The organism is Streptomyces sp. NPDC026589, assembly GCF_040638385.1.
Lineage (GTDB): Bacteria > Actinomycetota > Actinomycetes > Streptomycetales > Streptomycetaceae > Streptomyces.
On sequence record NZ_JBEZYG010000004.1, the window covers coordinates 220,003 to 243,143 of the forward strand.

The 23,141-nt window shown below is 73.2% G+C and carries 21 protein-coding genes and 2 pseudogenes; 14 read left to right on the forward strand and 9 right to left on the reverse strand.

All coding sequences use genetic code 11. The annotated features are described in order from the left end of the window. Positions 1–6: 6 nt before the first annotated feature. A complete protein-coding gene (locus tag AB0F29_RS09125) occupies positions 7–1,047 on the reverse strand; it encodes a DMT family transporter (RefSeq protein WP_361869187.1) in 1,041 nt (346 codons plus the stop codon). Here AB0F29_RS09125 and AB0F29_RS09130 point away from each other — a divergent pair. From AB0F29_RS09130 to AB0F29_RS09150, 5 genes and pseudogenes are all read left to right on the forward strand, one after another. Further along, positions 1,046–2,500: a PLP-dependent aminotransferase family protein gene (locus tag AB0F29_RS09130; protein ID WP_361869190.1), complete on the forward strand. Its 1,455-nt coding sequence runs from the start codon at positions 1,046–1,048 to the stop codon at positions 2,498–2,500. The two genes, AB0F29_RS09125 and AB0F29_RS09130, sit on opposite strands and share 2 nt — an antisense overlap. A 63-nt stretch (positions 2,501–2,563) precedes the next feature. Next, a complete protein-coding gene (locus AB0F29_RS09135; RefSeq protein ID WP_007457533.1) occupies positions 2,564–3,139 on the forward strand; it encodes a histidine phosphatase family protein in 576 nt (191 codons plus the stop codon). A gap of 58 nt (positions 3,140–3,197) precedes the next feature. After that, a pseudogene (locus tag AB0F29_RS09140) lies at positions 3,198–3,418 on the forward strand (EstA family serine hydrolase); the annotation flags it as partial. Positions 3,419–3,492: 74 nt separating this feature from the next. After that, on the forward strand, positions 3,493–3,990 hold the full coding sequence (locus tag AB0F29_RS09145; RefSeq protein ID WP_215109274.1) for a peptidylprolyl isomerase: 498 nt from the start codon (positions 3,493–3,495) through the stop codon (positions 3,988–3,990). A gap of 161 nt (positions 3,991–4,151) precedes the next feature. Further along, positions 4,152–4,691, forward strand: a complete 540-nt coding sequence (locus AB0F29_RS09150; RefSeq protein ID WP_361869193.1) for a hypothetical protein — start codon at positions 4,152–4,154, stop codon at positions 4,689–4,691. 61 nt (positions 4,692–4,752) lie between these two features. Here the strand turns inward: AB0F29_RS09150 and AB0F29_RS09155 are convergent, their stop codons facing one another. Continuing rightward, on the reverse strand, positions 4,753–5,151 hold the full coding sequence (locus tag AB0F29_RS09155) for a DUF5997 family protein (protein WP_361869196.1): 399 nt from the start codon (positions 5,149–5,151) through the stop codon (positions 4,753–4,755). 58 nt (positions 5,152–5,209) lie between these two features. On the opposite strand from AB0F29_RS09155, the gene AB0F29_RS09160 reads away from it, so the two are divergent. Together AB0F29_RS09160 and AB0F29_RS09165 are read left to right on the forward strand one after the other, a co-directional pair. Then, positions 5,210–6,010, forward strand: a complete 801-nt coding sequence (locus tag AB0F29_RS09160) for a LysR family substrate-binding domain-containing protein (protein ID WP_361869199.1) — start codon at positions 5,210–5,212, stop codon at positions 6,008–6,010. A 176-nt stretch (positions 6,011–6,186) separates the two neighbouring features. Further along, positions 6,187–7,506: a hypothetical protein gene (locus AB0F29_RS09165; protein ID WP_361869562.1), complete on the forward strand. Its 1,320-nt coding sequence runs from the start codon at positions 6,187–6,189 to the stop codon at positions 7,504–7,506. Here AB0F29_RS09165 and AB0F29_RS09170 read toward each other — a convergent pair. From AB0F29_RS09170 to AB0F29_RS09180, 3 genes are all read right to left on the reverse strand, one after another. Next, the gene (locus tag AB0F29_RS09170; RefSeq protein ID WP_361869201.1) at positions 7,485–8,483 is read right to left on the reverse strand and encodes a MerR family transcriptional regulator; all 999 of its coding nucleotides are present in this window, start codon (positions 8,481–8,483) and stop codon (positions 7,485–7,487) included. The genes AB0F29_RS09165 and AB0F29_RS09170 overlap by 22 nt on opposite strands. Before the next feature lie 3 nt (positions 8,484–8,486). Further along, the gene (locus AB0F29_RS09175) at positions 8,487–9,233 is read right to left on the reverse strand and encodes a HEAT repeat domain-containing protein (protein ID WP_361869564.1); all 747 of its coding nucleotides are present in this window, start codon (positions 9,231–9,233) and stop codon (positions 8,487–8,489) included. A gap of 84 nt (positions 9,234–9,317) precedes the next feature. Then, a complete protein-coding gene (locus AB0F29_RS09180; protein ID WP_361869203.1) occupies positions 9,318–9,926 on the reverse strand; it encodes a GPP34 family phosphoprotein in 609 nt (202 codons plus the stop codon). A 184-nt stretch (positions 9,927–10,110) separates the two neighbouring features. Here AB0F29_RS09180 and AB0F29_RS09185 point away from each other — a divergent pair, with 184 nt between their 5' ends. After that, positions 10,111–10,440: a deoxyxylulose-5-phosphate synthase gene (locus tag AB0F29_RS09185; protein ID WP_361869206.1), complete on the forward strand. Its 330-nt coding sequence runs from the start codon at positions 10,111–10,113 to the stop codon at positions 10,438–10,440. Here the strand turns inward: AB0F29_RS09185 and AB0F29_RS09190 are convergent. After that, positions 10,427–11,479 carry a hypothetical protein gene (locus tag AB0F29_RS09190; RefSeq protein ID WP_361869208.1) on the reverse strand — a complete coding sequence of 351 codons (1,053 nt, stop codon included), beginning with the start codon at positions 11,477–11,479 and terminating at the stop codon, positions 10,427–10,429. The genes AB0F29_RS09185 and AB0F29_RS09190 overlap by 14 nt on opposite strands. Positions 11,480–11,807: 328 nt before the next feature. On the opposite strand from AB0F29_RS09190, the gene AB0F29_RS09195 reads away from it, so the two are divergent. Then, entirely contained in the window at positions 11,808–12,152 is a 345-nt protein-coding gene (locus AB0F29_RS09195) for a hypothetical protein (RefSeq protein ID WP_361869210.1), read from the forward strand. A gap of 77 nt (positions 12,153–12,229) precedes the next feature. On the opposite strand, the gene AB0F29_RS09200 is transcribed toward AB0F29_RS09195, so the two are convergent. Then, complete coding sequence (locus tag AB0F29_RS09200) at positions 12,230–13,807, reverse strand: MFS transporter (RefSeq protein ID WP_361869212.1); 1,578 nt, start codon at positions 13,805–13,807, stop codon at positions 12,230–12,232. A gap of 74 nt (positions 13,808–13,881) precedes the next feature. Next, positions 13,882–14,466, reverse strand: coding sequence for an NAD(P)H-dependent oxidoreductase (locus AB0F29_RS09205; protein ID WP_361869215.1), 585 nt, complete (start codon positions 14,464–14,466; stop codon positions 13,882–13,884). Positions 14,467–14,607: 141 nt separating this feature from the next. On the opposite strand from AB0F29_RS09205, the gene AB0F29_RS09210 reads away from it, so the two are divergent. Next, entirely contained in the window at positions 14,608–17,961 is a 3,354-nt protein-coding gene (locus AB0F29_RS09210) for a BTAD domain-containing putative transcriptional regulator (protein WP_361869217.1), read from the forward strand. Positions 17,962–18,259: 298 nt separating this feature from the next. On the opposite strand, the pseudogene AB0F29_RS09215 reads toward AB0F29_RS09210, so the two are convergent. Continuing rightward, positions 18,260–18,612 (reverse strand): annotated as a pseudogene (locus AB0F29_RS09215) (VOC family protein). A gap of 198 nt (positions 18,613–18,810) precedes the next feature. Between AB0F29_RS09215 and argC the strand changes: the two are divergent. The 4 genes from argC to AB0F29_RS09235 are packed head-to-tail and all read left to right on the forward strand — an operon-like array spanning position 18,811 to position 23,130. Beyond that, complete coding sequence (argC, locus tag AB0F29_RS09220; RefSeq protein ID WP_361869220.1) at positions 18,811–19,839, forward strand: N-acetyl-gamma-glutamyl-phosphate reductase; 1,029 nt, start codon at positions 18,811–18,813, stop codon at positions 19,837–19,839. Further along, the gene (gene argJ, locus AB0F29_RS09225; RefSeq protein WP_361869223.1) at positions 19,836–20,990 is read left to right on the forward strand and encodes a bifunctional glutamate N-acetyltransferase/amino-acid acetyltransferase ArgJ; all 1,155 of its coding nucleotides are present in this window, start codon (positions 19,836–19,838) and stop codon (positions 20,988–20,990) included. Before argC ends, argJ begins: the two co-directional genes overlap by 4 nt. Next, positions 20,987–21,916 carry an acetylglutamate kinase gene (gene argB, locus AB0F29_RS09230; RefSeq protein ID WP_361869225.1) on the forward strand — a complete coding sequence of 310 codons (930 nt, stop codon included), beginning with the start codon at positions 20,987–20,989 and terminating at the stop codon, positions 21,914–21,916. Before argJ ends, argB begins: the two co-directional genes overlap by 4 nt. Next, positions 21,913–23,130, forward strand: coding sequence for an acetylornithine transaminase (locus AB0F29_RS09235; RefSeq protein WP_361869227.1), 1,218 nt, complete (start codon positions 21,913–21,915; stop codon positions 23,128–23,130). The genes argB and AB0F29_RS09235 overlap by 4 nt, the downstream gene beginning before the upstream one ends. The last annotated feature ends 11 nt before the right edge of the window (positions 23,131–23,141 follow it).

A 23,141-nucleotide genomic window follows, 5' to 3' on the forward strand; every position in this document is an offset into this window, starting at 1 on the left:
ACAAGTCTATGACCGTACGCGCCGGGATTCCCCCGCTGCGCCGCGGCCGGCCCGCTGGGTGGCGGCGATGCAGACGAGCACGGCCACCGCCGCGACCGGAGCCGCGGCGGACATCTCCTCGCCGAGCAGGAGGAAGGACCACACGAGCGTGAGCAGCGGCTGGGCGAGCTGGAGCTGACTGGCCCGGGCGACCCCGATCGCCGCCATGCCCCGGTACCAGACGTACAGCCCGAGGAAGGTCGACCCGGCGGCGACCCACACCAGGCCGAGGACGCCGTGAGCGTTCAGGTGCACGGGTTCGAGGGGCAGGGCCACCAGGGCGCCCGCCACCGCGAGCGGCAGGCACAGGACCAGGGCCCAGCCGATCACGTGCCATCCCGGCATCAGCCGGGCCAGTCGGCCGCCCTCGGTATACCCGGCCGCGCACACGAGGAGCGCGCCGAACAGATACAGGTCGCCGGGGGCGAGAGCCCCTCCGCTCTGCTGCACGGTGAAGGCGATCACCACCGAGGCCCCGGCGAGAGCAGCGGTCCAGAACGTGCGCGAAGGGCGCTCGCCGGTGCGCAGGGATCCCAGCACCGCCGTGGTCAGCGGCAGCAGGCCCACGACCACGGCCGCGTGCGAGGTGGTGGAGGTCTCCAGGGCCAGCGTCGTCAGCAGCGGGAAGCCCACCACCACCCCGCCCCCGACGACCGCGAGGCCGGCCCAGTGCCGGCGTTCGGGCAGCGGGACGCGCGCGGCCAGCAGCACACTGCCCGCGACCAGGGCCGCGAGCACGCTGCGCAGAGCGACCAGGGACCAGGGGCCGAAACTCTCCAGCCCCCAGGCTGTGGCCGGGAAGGTGAGCGAGAACGCCACCACGCCGAGCCCGGCGAGCACGGTGCCGCTCCGGCCGGCCGAGGGCCCTGTCGCGGGGCTGCTTCCCGACCTGCCCGCGGCCGAAGCCGTGGCCGCTTCCGACGGGATCGCCCGAGCGGTCCGAGGGGTGCCGACCGACTCGGCAACCGCTATCGATGAAGGATGGGTAGCGCTATTATCTGCTCTCATGCAAGAGCGTAGCAGCGTCGCCGAACTGGTCACTTCTCTGCGGGGGGACCTCAACCGCTACTCTCCCGGTGGAAAGCTGCCGTCCAGTCGTGCGCTCGTCGAGCGGTTCCGGGTCAGCCCCGTCACCGTCTCCCGCGCCATCGCCCAGCTCGCCGCCGAGGGACTCGTCGTCACCCGCCCCGGCTCCGGCGCCTTCCGGGCGCACCCGCGCGTCGCGCCGCCCGCGCCGGGCGACACGTCCTGGCAGGAGGTGTCGCTGAGCGGCGACGGCGGGCCCGAGGTGGTGCCGCGCACCGTGGACGCCTCCGGCGTGCTGGTCACCCTCGCCGCGCCGCCGCCCGGCGTCATCGAGTTCAACGGCGGCTACCTCCACGCCTCCCTCCAGCCCGAGCGGGCGCTCTCCGCGGCCCTGGCCCGCGCGGGCCGCAGGCCCGGCGCCTGGGGCCGCCCCCCGACGGACGGACTGCCCGAACTGCGTTCCTGGTTCGCCCGCGAGATCGGCCCCGCCGTCTCGGGCACCGACGTCCTGATCACCGCGGGTGGCCAGAGCGCCCTGGCCACCGCGCTGCGCGCGCTCGCCCCGCCCGGCGCCCCGGTCCTCGTGGAGTCGCCCACCTACCCCGGGATGCTCGCCGCCGCCCGCGCCACCGGGCTGCGCCCCGTCCCCGTGCCGATGGACGCCGACGGGGTACGGCCCGAGCTGCTCGCCGACGCCTTCCGAGCCACCGGAGCCCGGGTCTTCGTCACCCAGCCGCTCTTCCAGAACCCCACCGGAACCACCCTCGCGCCCTCCCGCCGCCCCGAGGTCCTGGCGATCGCCCGCGCGGCCGGGGCCTTCGTGGTCGAGGACGACTTCGCCCGCCGGCTCGCCCACGACGACGCCGGACCGCTTCCGGCGCCGCTGGCCGCCGACGATCCCGACGGCGTCGTCGTCCACGTCTGCTCGCTGACCAAGGTCACCTCGCCCAGCCTGCGGGTCGGGGCCCTGGCCGCCCGCGGGCCGGTGCTGGAGCGTCTGCGGGCCATCCAGGTCGTCGACAGCTTCTTCGTACCCCGGCCGCTCCAGGAAGCCGCGCTGGAACTCGTCGGCTCCCCGTCCTGGGGCCGTCACCTCGCCGCCGTCGCCACCGAGCTGGGGCACCGCCGTACGACCATGGCGGCGGCTCTCGGCGGCGAGCTGCCGGAACTCGCGCTGCCGCATCTCCCGGCGGGCGGCGGCAGCCTCTGGCTCCGGCTCCCCGGAGGCGGCGCGGGAACGGCCACCGACGAGCCGGCCGTCGTCTCGGCCGCGCTGCGTGCCTCCGTCGCCATCGCCCCCGGGCGCCCCTACTTCTGCGCCGAACCCCCGGCCGGCCACGTCCGCCTGAGCTTCGCCGCGGTCTCCGGGGCGGCCGAGATCGCGGAGGGCGTCCGCCGCCTCCGTACCGCCTTCGACGGGCTCCTGGGCGGCTGACGCGGCGCGCCCCGACGTGCGCGCCCTCTTGACCAAACGGGCCTTCGGCCCCACCATCCCGCCATGACGCTTCGGGTCTCCCTGGTCGCAGCGGCGCGCAGCTCCTCCCGGCTGGCCGAACGCTTCGACGACGACCGGCCGCTCGATCAGGCCGGCTGGCACGAGGTGCAGCTCGTCGCCCACACGCTCGTGCCGCTCGGCGCCGCCGAGCTGCGGTACTGCTCGCCCACCCCGCGCAGCCGTGCCACCGGGGACGCCCTCGGCTTCGCGCCCATGGCGCAGCCGGCCCTGCGCGACTGGGACATGGGCCGCTGGCGTGGACTGACGCTGGGCGAGGTCACCGCCCGGGAACCGGCCGCCGTGGACCACTGGCTGGCGGACCCGCGCAGCGCGCCGCACGGCGGCGAGTCGATGCTCGGCTTCATCGGGCGGGTCGGCGGCTGGCTGGACACCCGTCCCGCCGCCGACGGCCTCGTCGTCGCGGTCGCCGAACCCGCCGTGATCCGGGCCGCCCTCGTCTACGCCCTGAACGCCCCGCCCTCCGCGTACTGGAACGTCGACGTCCGTCCGTTGTCCACCATCACGCTGACCGGCCTGCCGGGCCGCTGGAGCCTGAGCCTGGAGGCGGGCATCCGCTGACCCGGGCGGGGCCGGGGGAGGCGGCCAGGGCCTGGTGTGCAGCCCCTTCCAACGCGCCCTCGACCTCTGGACGAGCGGTGCGAACCGCTCCTACGGCCCCGGCCCGCGGGCGCTCGGCCGCGACGGTGCGGGCGGCTCCTGCGTCCGGCCGGCTCGGATGCACCGATCGCCGTCGGGTACGTCATGAACCGGATGGGCTCCCGGCTCCCCGACGCCCCGCGCGGGACGGCCCTGGTGGACGCCGTCCGAGCGGCCCACGGGGAGACCACCGCGAGGTGAGCGGAACAGGTCGTCCGCGGTGCCGAGCCAACCCGGGTTTCGCCTGCGGTTGCCAGGAATGTGAGGATGTCACCATGACAACCAAGGTCTACTTCGACATCACCATCGACGACGCGCCCGCAGGGCGGATCACGTTCAACCTGTTCGACGACGTCGTCCCCAAGACGGCGGAGAACTTCCGCGCGCTCGCCACCGGCGAGAAGGGCTTCGGCTACGCCGGTTCGTCCTTCCACCGCGTCATCACGGACTTCATGCTCCAGGGCGGCGACTTCACCCGCGGTGACGGCACCGGCGGCAAGAGCATCTACGGCGAGAAGTTCGCCGACGAGAACTTCACGCTCAAGCACGACCGTGTGGGCCTGCTCTCGATGGCCAACGCCGGGAAGAACACCAACGGTTCGCAGTTCTTCATCACTACGGTGCTCACCCCGTGGCTGGACGGCAAGCACGTGGTCTTCGGTGAGGTCGCCGACGACGACAGCATGGCCCTGGTCCGCAAGATCGAGGCGCTCGGCTCCTCCAGCGGCAAGACCCGCGCCAAGGTCACCATCGACAAGTCCGGCGTTCTCTGACCGGTCCGATAACCCGACGGGCCCGTGGCGGGGCCGTTCCACCGACGTACGCGTCGGCGGGGCGGAACCCGGCCGCGGGCCCGTGGCGTGCGGCCGCCGGTTCCCCTGCCACGTACCCCCGACTCGGGCATAATTTGACGTGTCCACAACGGGGAGACGTGATGCGACGCACCGATGCCGCACGAGAACTGGGCGGATTCGTCCGGGAGCACCGCACGGACGGCAGCAGACGCCTGCGCCTGGCGGCAATCCTTCTGGTCGTCGGCGCCGCCGGCGCCGCCCTGGGAGTGCCCGTGACCATCGCCTCCATCGGGACCACCGACGGCGCACCCGAACTGGCGGGCCTGCTGCTCGGGGTGGGGCTGGTCGGGCTGGGCCTCGGGGTGTGGCGCCTGATACAGGCCCGCCGCACCCGGGAGCAGTGCTTCGACGTCCACGAGCGGGGGCTCACCCACCGGGTGGCGGGCAACGCCACGCTGATCCCCTGGACGGACATCGAGCGGATCGGCTCCGCCTCGGCCGAGGACGGACGCCCGCTCGCCGAGGCCCGGGGGACGGGCTTCGGCTTCGCCATCGAACTGCGCGACGCGCGGAAGATCCGGGTGGACACGTTCACCGAGGACGCGCGGGAACTGGCCGAGACGATTCACCGTGCGGTGAGCCTGGGCCAGTTCCCTCAGGGACGGGGTCGTCGGCCCTGACGCCAGGCGCGTTCGCCCGCCGGTCCGCTGATGGCCGGATCACCGATGATGGGATGTGCGATTACTGTCGGCCGGACTGCGCGGCCCGCTCGGCGTTGCGCTCCTTGATCCGGGCGGACTCCTTGCGCACCTCGGCCTGCGTGGCGCGCTCCTTCTCGAGCCACTCGGGCATCTCGTCCTTCAGCGCGTCGATCTGCTCGGTGGTGAGCGCCTCGGTGACCCCGCCGCGGGCGAGCCCCGCGATGGAGATGCCGAGCTTCGCGGCGACGACCGGGCGGGGGTGCGGGCCGGTGCGGCGCAGCTCCACCAGCCAGGCGGGCGGGTCGGTCTGGAGGGCGTTGAGCTCGGTGCGGGAGACGGCACCCTCCTGGAAATCGGCGGGGGTGGCCTGGAGGTACACACCCAGCTTCTTCGCCGCCGTGGCGGGCTTCATGGTCTGGGCGGTCTTGTGCGACGTCATGGGTCCAGGGTATCGACCATGGGACATACCTCCGACCACCTGCCGGTAGCCTGGTTCCGTGACAGGTTCGGACATCCCCTCATCCTTCAGGCTCGCGTACGTTCCCGGCGTGACGCCCACCAAGTGGGTGAGGGTCTGGCGCGAGCGGCTGCCCCACACCTCTCTGGAACTCGTCCAGGCCACCGCGGCCGAGGCACCGGAGCTGCTGGCGGACGGTGGCGCGGACGCCGGTCTCGTACGGCTCCCGGTCGACCGGGACGTCCTGAGCGCCATCCCCCTCTACACCGAGACGACCGTCGTCGTGATCCCCAAGGACCACGTCGCGACCGCCGCGGAGGAGGTGTCGCTCGCCGAGCTGTCCGACGAGATCGTGCTGCACCCGTTGGACGACCTCCTTGCCTGGGAGACCCTGCCCGGCCGCCCCGCCGTCGAGCGCCCGGCGACCACGGCGGACGCGATCGAGCTGGTGGCGGCGGGCGTGGGCGTCCTTCTCGTCCCGCAGTCCCTGGCCCGCCTCCACCACCGCAAGGACCTCACCTACCGTCCGGTCCCGGACGCTCCCGAGTCACGCGTCGCCCTGTCCTGGCCCGAGGCGGAGGCCACTCCCGATCTGGTGGAGGAGTTCATCGGGATCGTCCGGGGGCGCACCGTCAACAGCACCCGTGGCCGCGCGGCCACCCCGCCGCGTCCGGCGAAGGACAAAGCGAAGGACAAGGGCAAGGACAACAAGGCCAAGCGGGCCGGGGCGGGCGGCGGCGCGGGCGGCGCCCGGAACAGGTCCGCGGCTGGCAGGAAGCCCCAGTCGGGCGGCCGGACCGGCGGCCAGGGCGGGAAGCGCGGAAAGCCGCGGGGCCGGTAGCGTACCGAGCTCCGGCCCGCGAGCGTCGCATCCGGATTCGGCCCGCGAACGCCACCACACGCCGGTTGTCTCGTTGATGGGGCAACCGCCGTATGCAGGGGAGCGTCCGTCCGATGCCGAACATCCGCAGACCGATCCCGGACATCCGCAGGTGGTCGTCGACCGCGCGCGGGCCGTTGCCGAGCACCCGCAGAGTCCAGCGCCTCGGCCTCGTCGGGATGCTGCTCATCGCCGTGGCCTTCGCCGGGTTCCAGCTGACGGCGGTCACCGGGCGGGCCTCGCCCGACACGAAGAACTACCTCTCCTACGCCCTGAGCCTCAGCGGCGCGGACCGCCAGGAGGCGGGCCGGCTGGCCATCGGCTACTCCTGCGCCAGCGGGCAGCACCCACTGGACCTCATCCCCTGGACCAGCAGGAAGACCGCGGGAGAGTCCGAGGAGAGTTGCGTGCGCCGGTTGAACGACTCGGTCGCGTACTGGTCGGACCACGGCAACACGTCGGGGATGACCGCGCCGTTCGCCAACCAGCGCTTCATGGCCATCTTCGAGGCCAGGCCCGGCTATCCGCTGTTCCTGGTCCCCTTCGTGGCCGCCTTCGGAGCCACCTGGGGTCTCTGGCTCGCCGGGCTCGTCGTCGCACTGGCCGGAAGTGTCTGCGTCCTGCTCACCCTCCGGGCCGCGGGGGCTTCCCGGCGGGCCGGGCTGGCCGGGCAGGCCCTGTACCTCGCCCTGCCCACCGGCACCGTCGCCATGAACCCCCTGAGCGACGGGCTCTCCCTGGCGCTCGGCACGGCGGTCGCCCTCGGCTGCGTCCTGCTGCTGCGGGACCGGACCCGTACGGGCGCGGCGCTCGTCGCGGGCGGCCTCGCCCTGATGTTCCTCGTCCGCTACTCGCAGGCCCTGCTGCTGGCGGCCGCTCTCGCGGGCGTCTTCCTGGCCCTGGCCGGGTGGCTCCGGCTGAAGCGGCGGGCGCTCGCCCCCGTACTCCGGGCGGCCGGACTGTGCGGTGCGCTGGCGGCGATCGTCTACGCCGGGGCGCATCTCCTGTCCTGGCCCATGGGCGAGGACAGTGCCCAGGACCTGCTGACCCACCACTACCAGCGCCCCGACCTGCCCGACCCCTGGCCCGAGTTCTTCGTCCAGGAGCGGGTCTTCTGGTCGGCGTGGCTCCGGCGCCAGGCCACCAACCCGGTCCTCCCCGTCCTGCTCGCGCTCTCGGCCTGGGCGCTGCTGAGACGGCGCTCCGTGGTGCTGCCCGTCGCCCTGGCGGCAGGGGCGGCGGGCCTCCTCAACCAGGCGGGCCACCCGAACCTCGACCAACTGCTGGGCCACCGCCTCGTCGTGTTCGTCTGGCTGCTGCCCGTCCTGGCGATTCCGCTGCTCCTGGACCGGCCGCCGACCGACTCCCCGCCCCACGTCGACACCACGCCACACGCCGCACCGGTTTCCGTGGGCGACGTCCCGGGCGAGGTCCGTCACCCCACGTCGCGCAGCTGAAGAAGGTACGCCGCGGTCAGCGCGACGGCGCGGTCCTCGTCGTGCAGCAGCTCCCGGAGAGCACGTGAGGAAGCCGCCCCCGGGAGGCCCGCCAGCGCCTGGGTCAGCCGCCCGCGCGCCGACGCGCCGGTGGTGTCCCGGGAGAGGCGGTCGACGAGCACGGCCGCGATCCGGTCCGCCGCCGTGTCGTCGCCGGCCAGCAGGCTCAGCGCGTCGGCCGCATCGGTGTCGTGCGTCCCCGCCACGACCAGGTCGACGAGCGTCGGGACCGCATCGGCCTCGCCCCGCGTCCCGAGGGCCAGGGCGGCGTAGCCGCGGACCACGCCATCGGGGCTCACCAGGGCGTCCCGCAGCAGCGCGGTGACCTCACCGCCGGACATCTCGGCGAGGGACCTTACGGCGCGTTCCCGCACCGCGGCCTCCGGTGAGCCGAGCCCCTCCGCCAGCAGCGCCGGGCCGCGGCCGCCCGATCGCTCCAGGGCCCAGCGAAGGGCCCCGGCCACATGCGGGTCGCCCTCGCCGAGCGCCGCCTCGACCAGGGCCTCCACCGGTACCTCGTCCACCGAGGCGAGGGCGGCGCGCTGGCGGGCGTCGGCGCTCGTGGACCCCAACGCCCCCAGGAGCGTGACGACCTGGAGGACGTCCTCCCAGCCGGCCGGATCCGTGGCGTGGACGCGGTGCAGCCGGGTGAGCAACTCGGTCTCCACCGCGATGCGTTCGCGCGTCCGACGGATCAGGTCGTCGACGAGTGCCGAGGGTGTGAAGCCGGGGTCGTCGAGGGCACGCCCGATCTCGCGCAACGACAGCCCCACCGCCCGCAGGCTCTCGACGTGGAAGATCCGCTGGATGTCCTTCCCGGAGTACTCCCGGTAACCGGACCCCGTGCGGCCCGACGGCCGCACCAGACCGAGCGACTCGTAGTGCCGGAGCATGCGGGCACTGACTCCGGACCGCCGAGCGACTTCACCGATCAACACGCCTCAGGGACCTTCCTCCCCGGAGCGACCGGAGCGACCGGAGTGATCGGAGCCAGCGGAGCCGTCCCTGGTGTTCCCGGTGTTCCCGGTCTCCCCGGGGCCGCCGAGGGCCACGACGCGCTTCGCCTCCTCCACGGCGAGCGTGAATCCGGCGTCCGGGTCGCGCAGCAGCCGTTGGGTGGCGAGCGCGTGCGCGTGGACGAGCGGGTCGGGGCTCCTCGTCGCGGCGGCCAGTGCCGGCGCCGTCGCGTCTCCCAGGGCGACCAGCGCCTGGCTGAGACTCAGCCGGGTCTCCCGCCCGCCGCGCCCGAGCTGCGTCGCCAGCAGTACGGCCAACGCGGCCTCCTCTCCGTCCGGTACGAGTACCACCGCCGCCCGCCAGGCACTCCGCGCCACCTCGTCGTCGGCGTCGGTCAGGTGCGCCCGGGTGATCGCCGGCCACGCCCGCCGGTCCCCGATCTTGGACAGCGTGTGCAGCGCCTGGCTCCGCGCCCGCGTGCGCTCGGAGCGGAGCTCGCGGAGCAGCGGGGGAAGGGTGACGGGCACCGGGTGACGGGTGAGCGCCCAGGTCAGCATGTCGCGTACGAAGAACTCCGGCTCGACCGCGCACCGCTCGACGAGCGTGCCGACGCAGCGCGGGTCCGGCGCCGAGCCGACCGCCAGAGCCGCGCGCAGTCGCACCGACGCACGGTCGTCCTCCAGCCCCCGCAGCGCTCGTACCGTGTCCGTGTCGTGTCCCGTGACCGTCATCGAGACCACCTCCTCGGCAAGCAGTGAAGAGCTTGTCACCGTGTCAAGGTCAACCCTGCCGTGTGCCTCGGCCGGGGGCCCGGCTCACGGGCCGCGCCAGACGTTGGCGAAAGCCGTGTTCTCGATGGTCCGCCGCTGGCGTACGGCCTCCAGCTCCATCACCGCTTCGTGGACGGTGGCGACCACGGTCGTCACCGTCTCGTCGTCGAGGCCGGGCTCGTCGTCGCCGGACTGCCCGTCGTCGATGCCCACGGCCGACGCGAGGGCGGCCAGGACGGGTTCCCCCTCCTCCCGGCGGCCGATGGCCCGGCGGCGGCCGGGGGTGTCGACCAGCTCCACGCGCCTGGGGCCGAAGGGCAGCCGGCCGCTCCTCTTCTGTGTGAGTTCGCCGTCCTTCTCCAGAGCGTCCTGGTAGGCGGCCGCGAGGTCCCGGCCGCGGCGCCACAGCCAGTCCTCGATCCGCTCGTGGGGCGGTTGCCGGGTGATCAGTGCGGCGGCCTCGCCGAGAAGCCGGTCGTCCGGCGTCGACGGCCCGCCCGGCACGATGAGGTCGCCGTCCACGGTGACGGTTCCCGTACCGATGAGATCGAGCAGTTCGGCTCCCGCGAGGGCGAGCGACAGGTCGCCCTGCCCCACGGTGTGCTCCGGTACCGGATCCATGGCGATGATGAACAGGTCTTTCGCCGTGGTCATGAACGGCTCCCCTCAGAGGCATCGGCAAGGCGGGCCCCGCCGACCGCCCCGGCCAGGAGCCGGTTCGGCGGCGGGGCGACTGCTGCGACCAGTATCGCCCCCACTCGGACCATCCGGCCCTGGACCAGGGACAGGTCCGAAGAAGTCGATGGCCCTCTCCCGGTGTGATCCCTGGGCTGAGCCGGTGAGCCATGGGAAGACCTCGTACGTCTGCCTCCCCTGCCGGGCCTCCTTCAAGCAGCCCCACGACCGGGCACGGCAGCGGAACTGCCCGCGCTGTGCGGAGCCGATGATCCACGTGGGCTCGGCGTTCGAGGCGCCGAGGAGGCGGGACGCCGCGGCCTGGCGGGCCCTCGCTGTCCTGCTGAACGCGGGCGTGGGGTTCCACAAAAGCTGCTGCGGCGGGCCCGGATTCCGTCCACGGACCCCGCGTGAGGTGCGCGAGCGGCTGACGTACGCGCTGCGCAGCGGCACCCCGGTCGCCGAGGCGCTCGTCCGCTTCAACGTGCCGTAGGGCGTGATGGCCGTGGCTCGGACCCGGTCGGGCGGGCAGCCGTGTCCCCGGGGCTCCGTGGCGAGGCGGGGGGAACCCGCAGCCGGTCGTGGAGGACCGCGAAGGCGGTGCACGTGACGGGGAGGGTCACGGCCGCCGCGATCAGGAGCCCGACGATGACGGGGGCGAGGATGCCGGCGTAGTACGCGGCGAAGAAGTTGCCCGTGGCCTGTTCGACGAGGTCGCGGACGAGGGGCCGCAGGGGCAGGGCGATCTGCGCCACCAGCCGGAAAACCCCGGCGGCGAGAGCGGCCGACGGCAGCGCGAGGGCCAGGACGCGGGCCGCGCCGGCCCGTGTCCACGTCAGCGCCCAGGAACGGCGCAGGGCCGCGCGGGGGCCGAGACCGGCGGCCGCGGCCGCCGGGGCGAGGGCGAGCGCGAGGCGCAGCAGCACGGCGATGAACAGGGCGGCCGCGGGGGAGACCATGACGAGCGTATGGGGCCACGATCCGCGTTCCAGGGGCTCCGGGGTGTCGAGGTGGTAGCCGGTGAGCCGGTCCGACACGGCGAAGACGAGCAGGGGCAGAGGCCAGACGATCAGGCCACGCAGCGTGTACACGGCGAGCACCGGTCGCAGCCGTCCGGGCACCGGGCCCCACGAGCGGTTTTCCCGGGCTGTCGCGGTGCAGTCGGCAGACTCCGCCGCGACAGCCCGGGAGCACACCGCCTGTAGGGCCGCGCTGCCGACGCCGAGGAGAAGCAGGAAGAGCGGGAGCGTGCCCAGGGCGACCGACGCCAGGTCGGTGTGGTCGTGCAAGTAGGGGTCCTCGGCTTGGTGGTACCAGACGCGTTGGTCGCGCATACGGGTGAAGACGGGCCAGGCGAGTGCGAAGACCGCGCCGGTCATCAGTAGCCCGGCCAGCCCGGACAGGCCGACGACGCGCGCCGTTTCACCCGCCAGGGTCCCCCGCCGCCGCAGGACGGCGAACGTCGCTGCGGCGAGGCCGAGTTGAGGGCTCCCACTCCTCGGCGGCGCGGGGTGGTCGTGCGGTGGGCGCATGGGAGGACCTTCCTCCGCTCTACGTTCCGTACCGCACGGCTACGACATGTCCCCGAGAAGGACGCAGGGCGGGCCCGGCGCGGTTCTCCGCCGGGCGTCGACGCACCTGTCGTGCCACTGCTCGCCGAGCCCCGCGCCGGCTCCGGATCATGACCCGTCGCTTTGTGTGTCACCATATGTGCGCAGTGTCACGACGCCGTCACCTCGATGGCCCGTGCGTCGGCGCGCCTGCGGAAACACGTTTCCCCGCCCGGCCCCACCCGCGACCGGCCCTGCCTGCCGGGAAGAGGGCCACGGCAACACCCTCATCACCAGAAGGATTTCACCCATGCGCTTCCGCTCCACCTTTGCCGCCGCTCTCGGCGCCGCTCTGCTGCTCGCCGCCGTCCCCTCCTCCGCCTCGGCCGCCGAGGGGCAGTTCCGCTACGACTACGTGACCGTCGAGGGGTATGAGGCGACCGGCTTCCTGAACAGCCCGCCCAGCGGCGAGTGCGTCAACCTCCCGGGCGTCGGCCTGGAGAACCCCGAGCCCGGGCACTCCCCGAAGAACCGCACGGACGCCTGGGCGGAGGTCTTCACGGACGTCGACTGCGAGGGTGCTTCCTTCCCCCTCCGCCCGCACACCGGCGGGGCCTCGGAGCGGCTGAAGGTGCGTTCGGTCGTCTTCCACTGACGCACTGACGCACTGTCGTATACCGAACCGTCGCCCACCCCTGAACCACCGCTGCACCCGCCGCCGTCCGTGACCCCCTACGGAGCCACGGGCGGCCGGACGTGCTGGGGGGCATCCTGTGCGGGGTCGGCCTTGGGGGAGCCCACGCCCCGCAGGGCGGTCATCGCGATGACCGCGGTGGTGGCGGCCACCAGAGCACAGACGACGGCGACGATGTTCAGACCACTGGTGTACGCGTCACGGGCGGCGGCCAGCGCCTGGCCGCCCAGCTCCGGGGAGAGCCGGCCTGCCGCGACGATGGTGCTCTCCAGGCTGTCCCCGGTGGCCCGGGCGGCTTCCTCGGGCAGCCCCTCGGGCACCTGGACCTGGCTGCGGTAGACGACGCTGCCGACGCTGCCCAGGGCTGCGATGCCCAGGGCGACGCCCAGGTCACCGCTGATCGAGGAGAGCGCCGCGGCGGATCCGCCCCTCTCCGGGGGGGCGGAACTGACCACCAGGTTGGTGCCGAGGGCCCCGGCGGGGCCGCTGCCGAAGAACACGACGATGAAACCGGCCACCAGGAGCGGCAGTCCGCCGATCGGGTCGACGAAGGCGATCAGTACGTAGCCGACCGCGCCGATGCCGAGGCCCATGCCGACGACGAGCCCGAGCGGCAGCCGCTTCAGCAGCGTCGGGGCGATCTGCGCGGAGATGATGGAGGCGATGGCGGAGGGCACCATCCACAGCCCCGCCTCCATCGGGGACAGTCCCTCGACCATCTGGAAGTAGCCGGTGATGAACAGGTAGAACCCGCCCATGGCGACCATCGAGACCAGCAGGACCACCAGCGCGAAGCTGAACGAGGCGCTGCTGAACAGGCGCAGGTCCAGCAGCGGGCTTTCCAGCTTCCGCTGCCGCGAGACGAACAGTGTGCCCACCACGAGACCGACCAGGACCGCCCCGGCCGCCAGCGGGTCCCAGCCGTACTTGGCGAGCTCCTTGAGTCCGTAGATGACCGGCAGGATCGTGCCGAGCGAGAGGGCCACGCTCAGCAGATCCACCTTCCCTGCCTCGGCGTCCCGGTACTCGGGCAGCAGGATCGGCGCCAGGACCAGCAGAATCACCATGATCGGCACGCCCAGCAGGAAGACCGAGCCCCACCAGAAGTACTCCAGGAGCGCACCGCCGACCACGGGGCCCAGGGCGGTGCCGGCCATGAAGCAGCTGGCCCACACCGCGATGGCTCGGCCACGCTCCTGCGGGTCGTGGAACATGTTGCTGATCAGGGCGAGGGTGGACGGCATCAGCGTCGCCGCGGAGATGCCCAGCAGCGCGCGGGTGGCGATCAGCGTCTCGGCGCTGGTGGAGTAGGCGGCGAGCAGGGAGGTGAGACCGACGCAGGCGGCACCGATCATCAGGAGCTTGCGGCGGCCCACCCGGTCGCCGAGCGTGCCCATGGTGATCAGGAAGCCGGCGATCATGAAGCCGTAGATGTCCATCATCCACAGCGTCTGGGTCCCGGTGGGCTCCAGTGCCTCGGCGAGGTGCGGCAGGGCCAGGAAGAGGACGCTCTGGTCCAGTGAGATCAGCAGCGTGGGCAGGGCCAGCACGGCCAGCCCGGTCCATTCCCGGGCGCCCGCTTTGGGCGCGGAGGGCGCGGCGGCCTTCGATGACATGCGGTGTTCCTTCCGTGGTTTCCGTACGTGGGATTTCGTACGTGGTTTCCGTACGTGCGGGTTCCGCGGGCAGCTCAGCCCGGGTAGGCGCCCTCGGCGCGGGCGTCCCGGAGCATGCGTCCCCACCAGGTCAGCTGGTCGAGCATCGACGTGGCCGCGGCGAGGGGGCCCTCGGGGTCCATCGGTCGGCCCCGGTCGTCGAACTGCTCCCGGCAGTCGGGGAAGGCGACGGAGTCGCGCACCGTGACGGCGTGCAGTCCGGGGAAGATCTGGCGCAGCTGCGCCACCGCCCGCAGACCGCCCGCGATGCCGCCGTAGGAGACGAAGCCCACCGGCTTGGCCTTCCACTCGTCGACGTACCAGTCGATGGCGTTCTTCAGCGAGGCGGGGAAGCTGTGGTTGTACTCCGGTGTCACGATCACGAACGCGTCGGACGCCGCCGGCCACGGTGCGAGGTCCCGCACCGCCTGCGGGGCGGGGGACCCGGCTGCCTCGGGGAGGACGTCGGGCAGCCACGCCTCGGCCAGGTCGATCACATCGACGTCGAGGTCGCCGCGCCTGGCGGCCTCGGCGGCGATCCAGTCGGCCGGAGTGGGGCCGAACCTGCCGGACCTGACGCTGCCGATGATGACGGCCACGCGCAGCCTGCGCTCGGGCATCCGGGTCTCCTTCGGTCGGCCGGCTTCTCCCGGCCGCCACTGTGCGCCCGGCCGCTCCCGGACTTCTCCCGGTTCGGTCTCGACCGGTGGCAGGACCGCGAGGGCCTGTCGATCGCCCCCTCGCCGGGATAGCGTGATCACATGCGTTTCGGTGTGCTCGGTCCCTTGGCGGTGTGGACGACGGACGGGCGGACGGTCCGCGTACCCGAGCTGAAGGTCCGCGCGCTGCTGGCCCTCCTCCTGGTCGAGCAGGGGCGGCCGGTCTCGGCCGACCGGCTGATCCACGAGCTGTGGGGCTCCAAACTGCCCAGCAACCCGACAGGGGTGCTCCAGACCAAGGTCTGGCAGCTGCGCCGCGCGCTGGAGGACGCCGAGCCCGGGGGGCGTGAGCTCGTGGTCTCCCTCGCCCCGGGGTATCGCCTGCGCGCGGACGGGGACGCGGTGGATTCCGGCCGGTTCCACCGGCTGGCGGCCGGAGCCCGGTCCGCCGGCGACCCGCGCGAGCGGGCGGCGCTGCTCGCGGACGCCCTGGCCGTGTGGCGTGGGCCGGCTTTCGCCGACTTCGCGGACGAGGAGTTCGCCCGTGCCGCACGGGACCGGCTGGACGAACAGCGGCTGACCGCTCTGGAGGAACAGGCGGAAGCGCGGCTGGAGTTGGGGGATCACGCGCTGGTCGCCGACGAGCTGGGCGACCTGGTCGCCCAGCACCCGTTGCGCGAGCGGCTGCGCACCGCGCACGTCCGGGCCCTGTACCTCGCGGGCCGGCAGGGGGCGGCGTTGAGCAGCTACGCCGAGCTGCGCGAGCAGTTGGCGGAGAACCTCGGGGTGGACCCCAGCCCCGGACTGGCGGCGCTGCACCGGTCGATCCTCGACCAGGACCCCCGGCTGACCGCGCCTCCCTCGCCCACGACCAGTGCTGTGCGTCCGGCGACGAACATCCCTGCCGCCCTCACCGAGCTCATCGGCCGGTCCGGGGCGATGGACGAGCTCCGCTCACTGCTGGCCGCCAACCGGCTGGTGACGCTCACGGGGGCGGGCGGTGTCGGCAAGACGCGGCTCGCCCTGGCGATGGCCTCCCAGGTCGTCGACCGGTTCCCGGGCGGGGTGCGTCTCGCCGAGTTCGCCGTGCTCGACCCGCCCCGGGGGACGGGGCGGCCGGGGACGTCCGCTCCGCCCGCCGGGGTGCACGAGGTGGTCGGCGCGGTGCTCGGGTTGCGCGACGACTCCGTCCCGAACCCGGTCGGGGGTGCGCCGCTCTCACCGGTGGACCGACTGGCGCACGCGCTGGGCGACGAACCCGCGCTACTGGTCCTCGACAACTGTGAGCACGTGATCGAGGACGTCGCCGAGCTGGCCGAGCGTCTGCTCAAGGCCGCACCCCGGCTGAGGATCCTGGCGACCAGTCAGAAGCCGTTGGGGATCACCGGCGAACACCTCCAGGAGGTACCGCCGCTGCGGCGCCCCGGCCCTGGGACCGATCTCGGCCCGGCGGCCGTACGCCGCTTCAGCGCGGTGAGGTTGTTCGAGGCGCGTGCCAAGGCGGCGGCCCCCCGGTTCGTCCTCGACCGCGGCAATGTGGAGGCGGTCGTCTCGATCTGCCGCCGCCTGGACGGTATCCCGCTGGCCCTGGAGATGGCCGCGACCCGGGTCCGGTCCCTGGGTGTGGCCGAGCTGGAGGCCCGTCTGGACGACCGGTTCCCGCTGCTCGCGGCGGGCTCGCGCGGCGCTCCGGAACGGCATCGGACCCTGCGGGCGGTGATCGACTGGAGCTGGGGCCTCCTCGACGAGCAGGAACGCACGGTGCTGCGGCGGCTGGCCGTGCACGGCGACGGAGCCACCCTGGACGCGGCCGAGGCGGTCTGCGGGACCGAAGGGCCCGATCGTGCCCCGGTGATGGACCTGCTGGCCCGGCTGGTGGACTGCTCGCTGGTCGTCATGTCCGAGGGAACCGACGGCCCCCGTTACCGGCTGCTCGAATCGGTGGCGGCCTACTGCGTCGAACGCCTGCGGGGGAGCGGCGAGTTCGACGGGACGAGGCGGCTGCACCGGGCGTACTACACGGAGCTCGCCGAGCGCGCCGACCCGCATCTGCGGGGCCACGGTCAGCGGCAGTGGCTGCGCCGCCTGGACACCGAGACCGCCAACACACGGGCGGCGCTCGACAGCGCCGTACAGGGAGGGGACGCGGACCGGGCGCTGCGGCTGGTGAACGCCCTGGCCTGGTACTGGCGCCTGCGCGGCCGCAACCACGAGGCCGAGCGGTCCCTGGCCCTCGCGCTGTCCACGGCCGAAGACGCCGGCCCCCCGGCCCCCGAGGACACCGAAGCCCGCGCCCTCTCGGTGGCTCGGGCCACCGCCTGGCTGGGGGGCTTCCGGCTGACGATCCACGGCAGCACCGATCCCCGGACGGCTTACGAGGCCGCGCTCCGGCCCTACGCGGCGGTGGACGACCCCGCCGGACGGGCCAGGTCCCAGTGGTTCCTGGCCTCCACCCTCTACGGCATCGGGGACATGGCACCGAGCGAGGAGCTGGTCGCCCGCGCCCTGGACGGCTTCCGGTCGCTCGGCGACAGCTGGGGCACGGCCGCGGCCCTGGGCAGCCACACCTACCACGCGAAACTGCGCGGGGACTTCGGCGCCGTGCGGCGCGACGGCGAGCGGAGTCTCGCCCTCTTCCGGGACCTGGGCGACCAGTGGGGGCAGCTCCAGGCCATGGTTCCGCTCCAGACCCTGGCGGAGGCCGTCGGCGACTACGCGTACGCCGGGCGGCTGTACCGGGAAGGGCTGCGCATGGCGGAGGCCCTCGGCCTGTGGCGGGAGGTCGCCTTCCAGCTCTCGGGACTCGGACGGCTCGCGCTGCTCACCGGCGACCTGCCGGGGGCCCGGGAGCTGCACGAGAGGGCGCGGCGCCTCGCGGCCGAGCAGTCGGACACGTTCGGGGAACAGTACGCCGAGATCGGGCTCGGGCTGGGGGCCCGCAGAGCCGGCGAACTCGACGCGGCCGAGGCCCACCTGCGCCAGGTACTGGAACTGCACCGGCGGGTGGGGTACGAACCGGGAACGCCTCCGCTGATCCTGGTCGAGCTGGGGTTCATCGCCGAACTGCGGGGCGACGCGGACGAGGCCCTGCGCCTGCAGCGCGAGGGCCTGTCGGTGGCCCGCGCCACCGGCGACCCGCGGTCGGTCGCGCTGGCGCTGGAAGGGCTGGCCGGAGCGGAACTGCTGAGGGGGCGGCCCGAGGGGGCAGCCCGGTGCCTGGGAGCCGCGGCGGCGGCCAGGGACGCGGTCGGGCTGCCGCTGCCCGCAGGGGAGCGGCACGACGTCGACCGTGTCTCGGCCCGGACCGTGGACCTCCTCGGCCGGGAGGCCTACGAGGCCCGGTTCGCCGAAGGCGGCGAGACGGTGGAACAGCTCCCGGGCCCCGACGTGCGCACCGGGCAGCAGCGCTCCCTCTCGTCCCACGCCGGGGGAGCCGTGGGCACGACGAACGCGTAGAGGAGGGTGTCCGCGACGCTCCCCACGCCGGGCAACGGCGGCACCGCGCGGCCGGCTTCGGCGCTCATATCGGCCCGCCGACCGCCAAGGTCGGAAGCGCCGTTTCGGAGCCTCCCCCTGTCAGGGTATGACGCTGAGCAAGGGGCATGTCCCGTTGTCGTGGTGCGGCCCGGTCGAGCCGGCCGATGTCCTGGGGGCAGATCGTGTTCTTGTCGCCCTCGGGGAGACAGCGGCGGGGGCGGCTGCGGGTGGGCGAAAGCGTCAGGCAACCTCCGCCCGAACGGCTGCCCGGCCCCGCTCAGCTCCTCCGCTCGCCCAGGACGCAGAATTCGTTGCCCTCCGGGTCGAGGAGGGTCACCCAGCGCTGCCCGTCCTGCGCGGTGTCGCGGCGCCGGGCGCCGAGGGGGAGCAGCCGGGCGACTTCGGCCTCCTGGTCGTCGGGGCGGAGGTCGGGGTGCAGCCGGTTCTTCGACGTCTTGCCCTCGGGGACGGGAACGAAGAGCAGCCCCGGCATCCGGTCCGGCTCGGGCCGGATCTCGATGATCTCCTCCGGTTCGTCGATCACTGCCCAGCCGAGAGCCTCGGCCCACCAGCGCCCGAGGGCGATGGGTCGGAGGAGTCGACGATGATCTGTTCCCATGCGAGTGCCATGGGTGTGAGCTTGAACAGGGTCTGCGGAGTACGGACCGCGGCCTTCATGTCTCCGGAACAGCCCGCTCGCCCCGCCTCCCGTACGGCTTCCCGAAGGCTCAGCCGCTCGGTCTCGACGGACCGCTGCCCGCGGCCGGTACCCTTTGCATAAACGTGCGTCGATGCGTATAGTCATGCCATCGATCAGGAGGGTTACCGATGGTGGTACGAGCAGCAGTGGCAGGGGCGAGCGGCTACGCCGGCGGGGAGCTGCTCCGTCTTCTGCTGGCGCACCCGGACGTCGAGATCGGCGCCCTCACCGGGCACTCCAACGCCGGGCAGACGCTCGGCTCGCTCCAGCCGCATCTGCGGCCCCTGGCCGACCGGGTGCTGGAACCCACCACCGCCGAGGTGCTCGCCGGCCACGACGTCGTCTTCCTGGCGCTTCCGCACGGGCAGTCCGCCGCCGTCGCCGAGCAGTTGGGGCAGGGGGTTCTCGTCGTCGACATGGGGGCCGACTTCCGGCTGAAGGACGCCGGTGACTGGGAGACGTTCTACGGGTCCCCGCACGCCGGGACCTGGCCGTACGGCCTGCCCGAGCTGCCGGGCGGGCGGGCCGCGCTCGCCGGGACCCGGCGCATCGCCGTGCCCGGGTGCTACCCGACCGCCGTGTCCCTCGCGCTCTTCCCGGCGTACGAGGCCGGCCTCGCCGAGCCGGAGGCCGTGATCGTCGCCGCGTCCGGCACCTCGGGTGCGGGCAAGGCGGCCAAGCCGCATCTGCTCGGCTCCGAGGTGATGGGCAACATGACCCCGTACGGCGTCGGCGGCGGGCACCGCCACACGCCGGAGATGATCCAGAACCTCAGCGCCGCCGCCGGGCAGCCGGTCACCGTCTCGTTCACTCCCACCCTCGCGCCCATGCCGCGCGGCATCCTCGCCACGTGCAGCGCGAAGGCGAGGCCCGGCGTGAGCGCCCAAAGCCTGCGCGGGGTGTACGAGAAGGCGTTCGCGGACGAGCCGTTCGTGGACCTGTTGCCCGAGGGGCAGTGGCCCGCGACCGCCGCGGTGTACGGCTCCAACGCCGTCCAGCTCCAGGTCGCGTACGACGCGGCCGCCGGGCGGATCATCGTGATCAGCGCCATCGACAACCTCGCCAAGGGCACCGCGGGCGGCGCCCTCCAGAGCATGAACATCGCCCTCGGACTCCCCGAGGACACAGGTCTTTCGACGATCGGAGTGGCACCGTGAGCGTCACGGCAGCACAGGGGTTCTCCGCGGCGGGCATCGCCGCGGGAATCAAGGAGAGCGGCAACCCGGACCTGGCCCTCGTGGTCAACGACGGGCCGCGTCGCGCCGCCGCGGGCGTCTTCACCTCCAACCGCGTCAAGGCCGCCCCGGTGCTCTGGTCGGAGCAGGTGCTCAAGGGCGGCGAGGTCACCGCCGTCGTCCTCAACTCCGGTGGCGCCAACGCCTGCACGGGGCCCCAGGGCTTCCAGGACACCCACGCCACCGCCGAGAAGACCGCGGAAGTGCTTAAGGGCCACAGCGCGGGCGAGATCGCCGTCGCCTCCACCGGGCTCATCGGCCTGCTGCTCCCCATGGACAAGCTGCTCCCCGGCATCGAGCAGGCAGCCGCCGCGCTCAGCGAACACGGCGGTGAGAAGGCCGCCATCGCCATCAAGACCACCGATACCGTGCACAAGACGGCCGTCGCGGGCGGCGAGGGCTGGACCGTCGGCGGCATGGCCAAGGGCGCGGGCATGCTCGCCCCCGGCCTGGCCACCATGCTCGTCGTCCTCACCACCGACGCGGACGTCGAGAGCCCCGCGCTGGACGCCGCCCTGCGCGAGGCCACCCGGACCACCTTCGACCGGGTCGACTCCGACGGCTGCATGTCCACCAACGACACCGTGCTGCTGCTGGCCTCCGGCGCCAGCGGCATCACCCCGGAACAGGGCGAGTTCGCCGAGGCCGTACGGGCCGTCTGCGCGGACCTGGCCCGGCAGCTCATCGGCGACGCCGAGGGCGCGTCCAAGGACATCCGGATCGAGGTGATCAACGCGGCCACCGAGGACGACGCCGTCGAGGTCGGCCGGTCCATCGCCCGCAACAACCTCCTCAAGTGCGCCATCCACGGCGAGGACCCCAACTGGGGCCGGGTCCTCTCCGCGATCGGCACCACGCGGGCCGCCTTCGAGCCGGACCGGCTCAACGTCGCCATCAACGACGTCTGGGTCTGCAGGAACGGCAGCGTGGGCGAGGACCGCGAACGCGTCGACATGCGCTACCGGGAGGTCAGGATCACCGCCGACCTCGCCGCCGGCACCGAGTCGGCCGTCATCTGGGCCAACGACCTCACCGCGGATTACGTCCACGAGAACAGCGCGTACAGCTCATGACCACAGCGCGGAAGCACACCGCACTCCCGAAGGCGCAGATCCTCATCGAGGCGCTGCCCTGGCTGACCCGGCACCACGGCAGGACCGTCGTCATCAAGTTCGGCGGCAACGCCATGATCGACGAGGAGCTGAAGGCCGCCTTCGCCCAGGACGTCGTCTTCCTGCGGCACGCCGGCCTCAAGCCCGTCGTCGTGCACGGCGGCGGCCCGCAGATCAGCGCCCAGCTCGACAAGCAGGGCCTGGTCAGCGAGTTCAAGGCCGGGCTGCGGGTCACCACCCCCGAGGCGATGGACGTCGTCCGGATGGTGCTCGCCGGACAGGTCCAGCGCGAGCTGGTCGGCCTCCTCAACCAGCACGGCCCCCTCGCCGTCGGCATGACCGGCGAGGACGCCCACACCATCACCGCCGTCCAGCACCGGCCCACCATCGACGGCGAACTCGTCGACATCGGCCGGGTCGGCGAGATCACCGCCATCGACACGGGGGCCATCCAGGCGCTGCTGGACGACGGCCGCATCCCGGTCATCTCCTCCATCGCCAGCTCCGCCGACGACCACCACGTCTACAACGTCAACGCCGACACCGCGGCCGCCGCACTCGCCGCCGCGCTGAACGCCGAGACGCTGATGGTCCTCACCGACGTCGAGGGCCTGTACGAGGACTGGCCCAACAGCGACGACGTCATCAGCCGGCTCACCGCGAGCCAGCTGGAGAAGCTGCTGCCCGAGCTGTCCAGCGGCATGGTCCCCAAGATGCGGGGCTGTCTGCACGCCGTGCGCAACGGTGTCGAGACCGCCCGCGTCATCGATGGCCGCGTCCAGCACTCGATCCTGCTGGAGATCTTCACCGACGAGGGCATTGGCACGATGGTCGTGCCGGACGCCCCCATCGACGTACACACAGGGCCTGAACAGGGGGAATCATGACCGGCGCAGAGGCTGTCAAAGAGACCGCGGGACTCGTCTCGCGGTGGCAGGGCGCGCTGATGGACAACTACGGCACGCCCCGGCTGCCGCTCGTCCGCGGCGAGGGCGCCCATGTGTGGGACGCGGAAGGCACCCGCTACCTCGACTTCGTCGGCGGTATCGCGGTCAACGCCCTCGGCCACGCCCACCCCGCCGTCGTCGAGGCCGTCTCCACCCAGATCGCCTCCCTCGGACACGTGTCGAACCTGTTCATCGCCGAGCCGCCCGTCGCGCTCGCCGAGCGGCTGCTCCAGCTCTTCGGCCGTCAGGGGCGGGTCTTCTTCGCCAACTCCGGCGCGGAGGCCAATGAGGCCGCCTTCAAGATCGGGCGGCTCACCGGTCGCACCCACATGGTCGCCACCGACGGCGGCTTCCACGGCCGGACGATGGGCGCGCTCGCCCTCACCGGCCAGCCCGGGAAGCAGGAGCCCTTCCGCCCCCTGCCCGGTGACGTCACCCACGTTCCGTACGGGGACGCCGCCGCGCTGAAGGCCGCGGTGACCACCGACACCGCGCTGGTCATCATCGAGCCGATGCAGGGTGAGAACGGCGTCGTCGTCCCGCCCAAGGGCTATCTGGAGGCCGCCCGGGAGATCACCCGGGCGACCGGCACCCTGCTCGTCCTGGACGAGGTCCAGACCGGTATCGGCCGCTGCGGCCAGTGGTTCGAGCACCAGGCCCACCAAGGAGTCGAGCCGGACATCGTCACCCTCGCCAAGGGCCTCGGCGGCGGACTGCCGATCGGCGCGACGGTCGCCTTCGGACCGGCGGCCGACCTGCTGAAGCCGGGACACCACGGAACGACGTTCGGCGGCAACCCGGTCGCCTGCGCCGCCGGGCTCGCCGTCATCGACACCCTCGCGGCCGACGGCGTGCTCGCCGACGTCAAGCGGCTCGGGGAGAAGATCCGCGACGGCGTCGAGGCGCTGGGACACCCCCTGGTCTCCCACGTCCGCGGCGCGGGCCTGCTGCTGGGTATCGTGCTCACCGGACCCCTCGCACCGCAGGTGCAGCAGGCGGCCCAGGGAGCCGGCCTCCTGGTGAACGCGCCCGCCCCCGATGTCGTACGGCTCATGCCGCCGCTGATCATCGGTGACGCGGAGGTGGACGCGTTCCTGGAGATCCTGCCGAGCGCTCTCGACGCGGCATACGGGGACGGACGATCCGGAGCATGACCCTCCGGAGA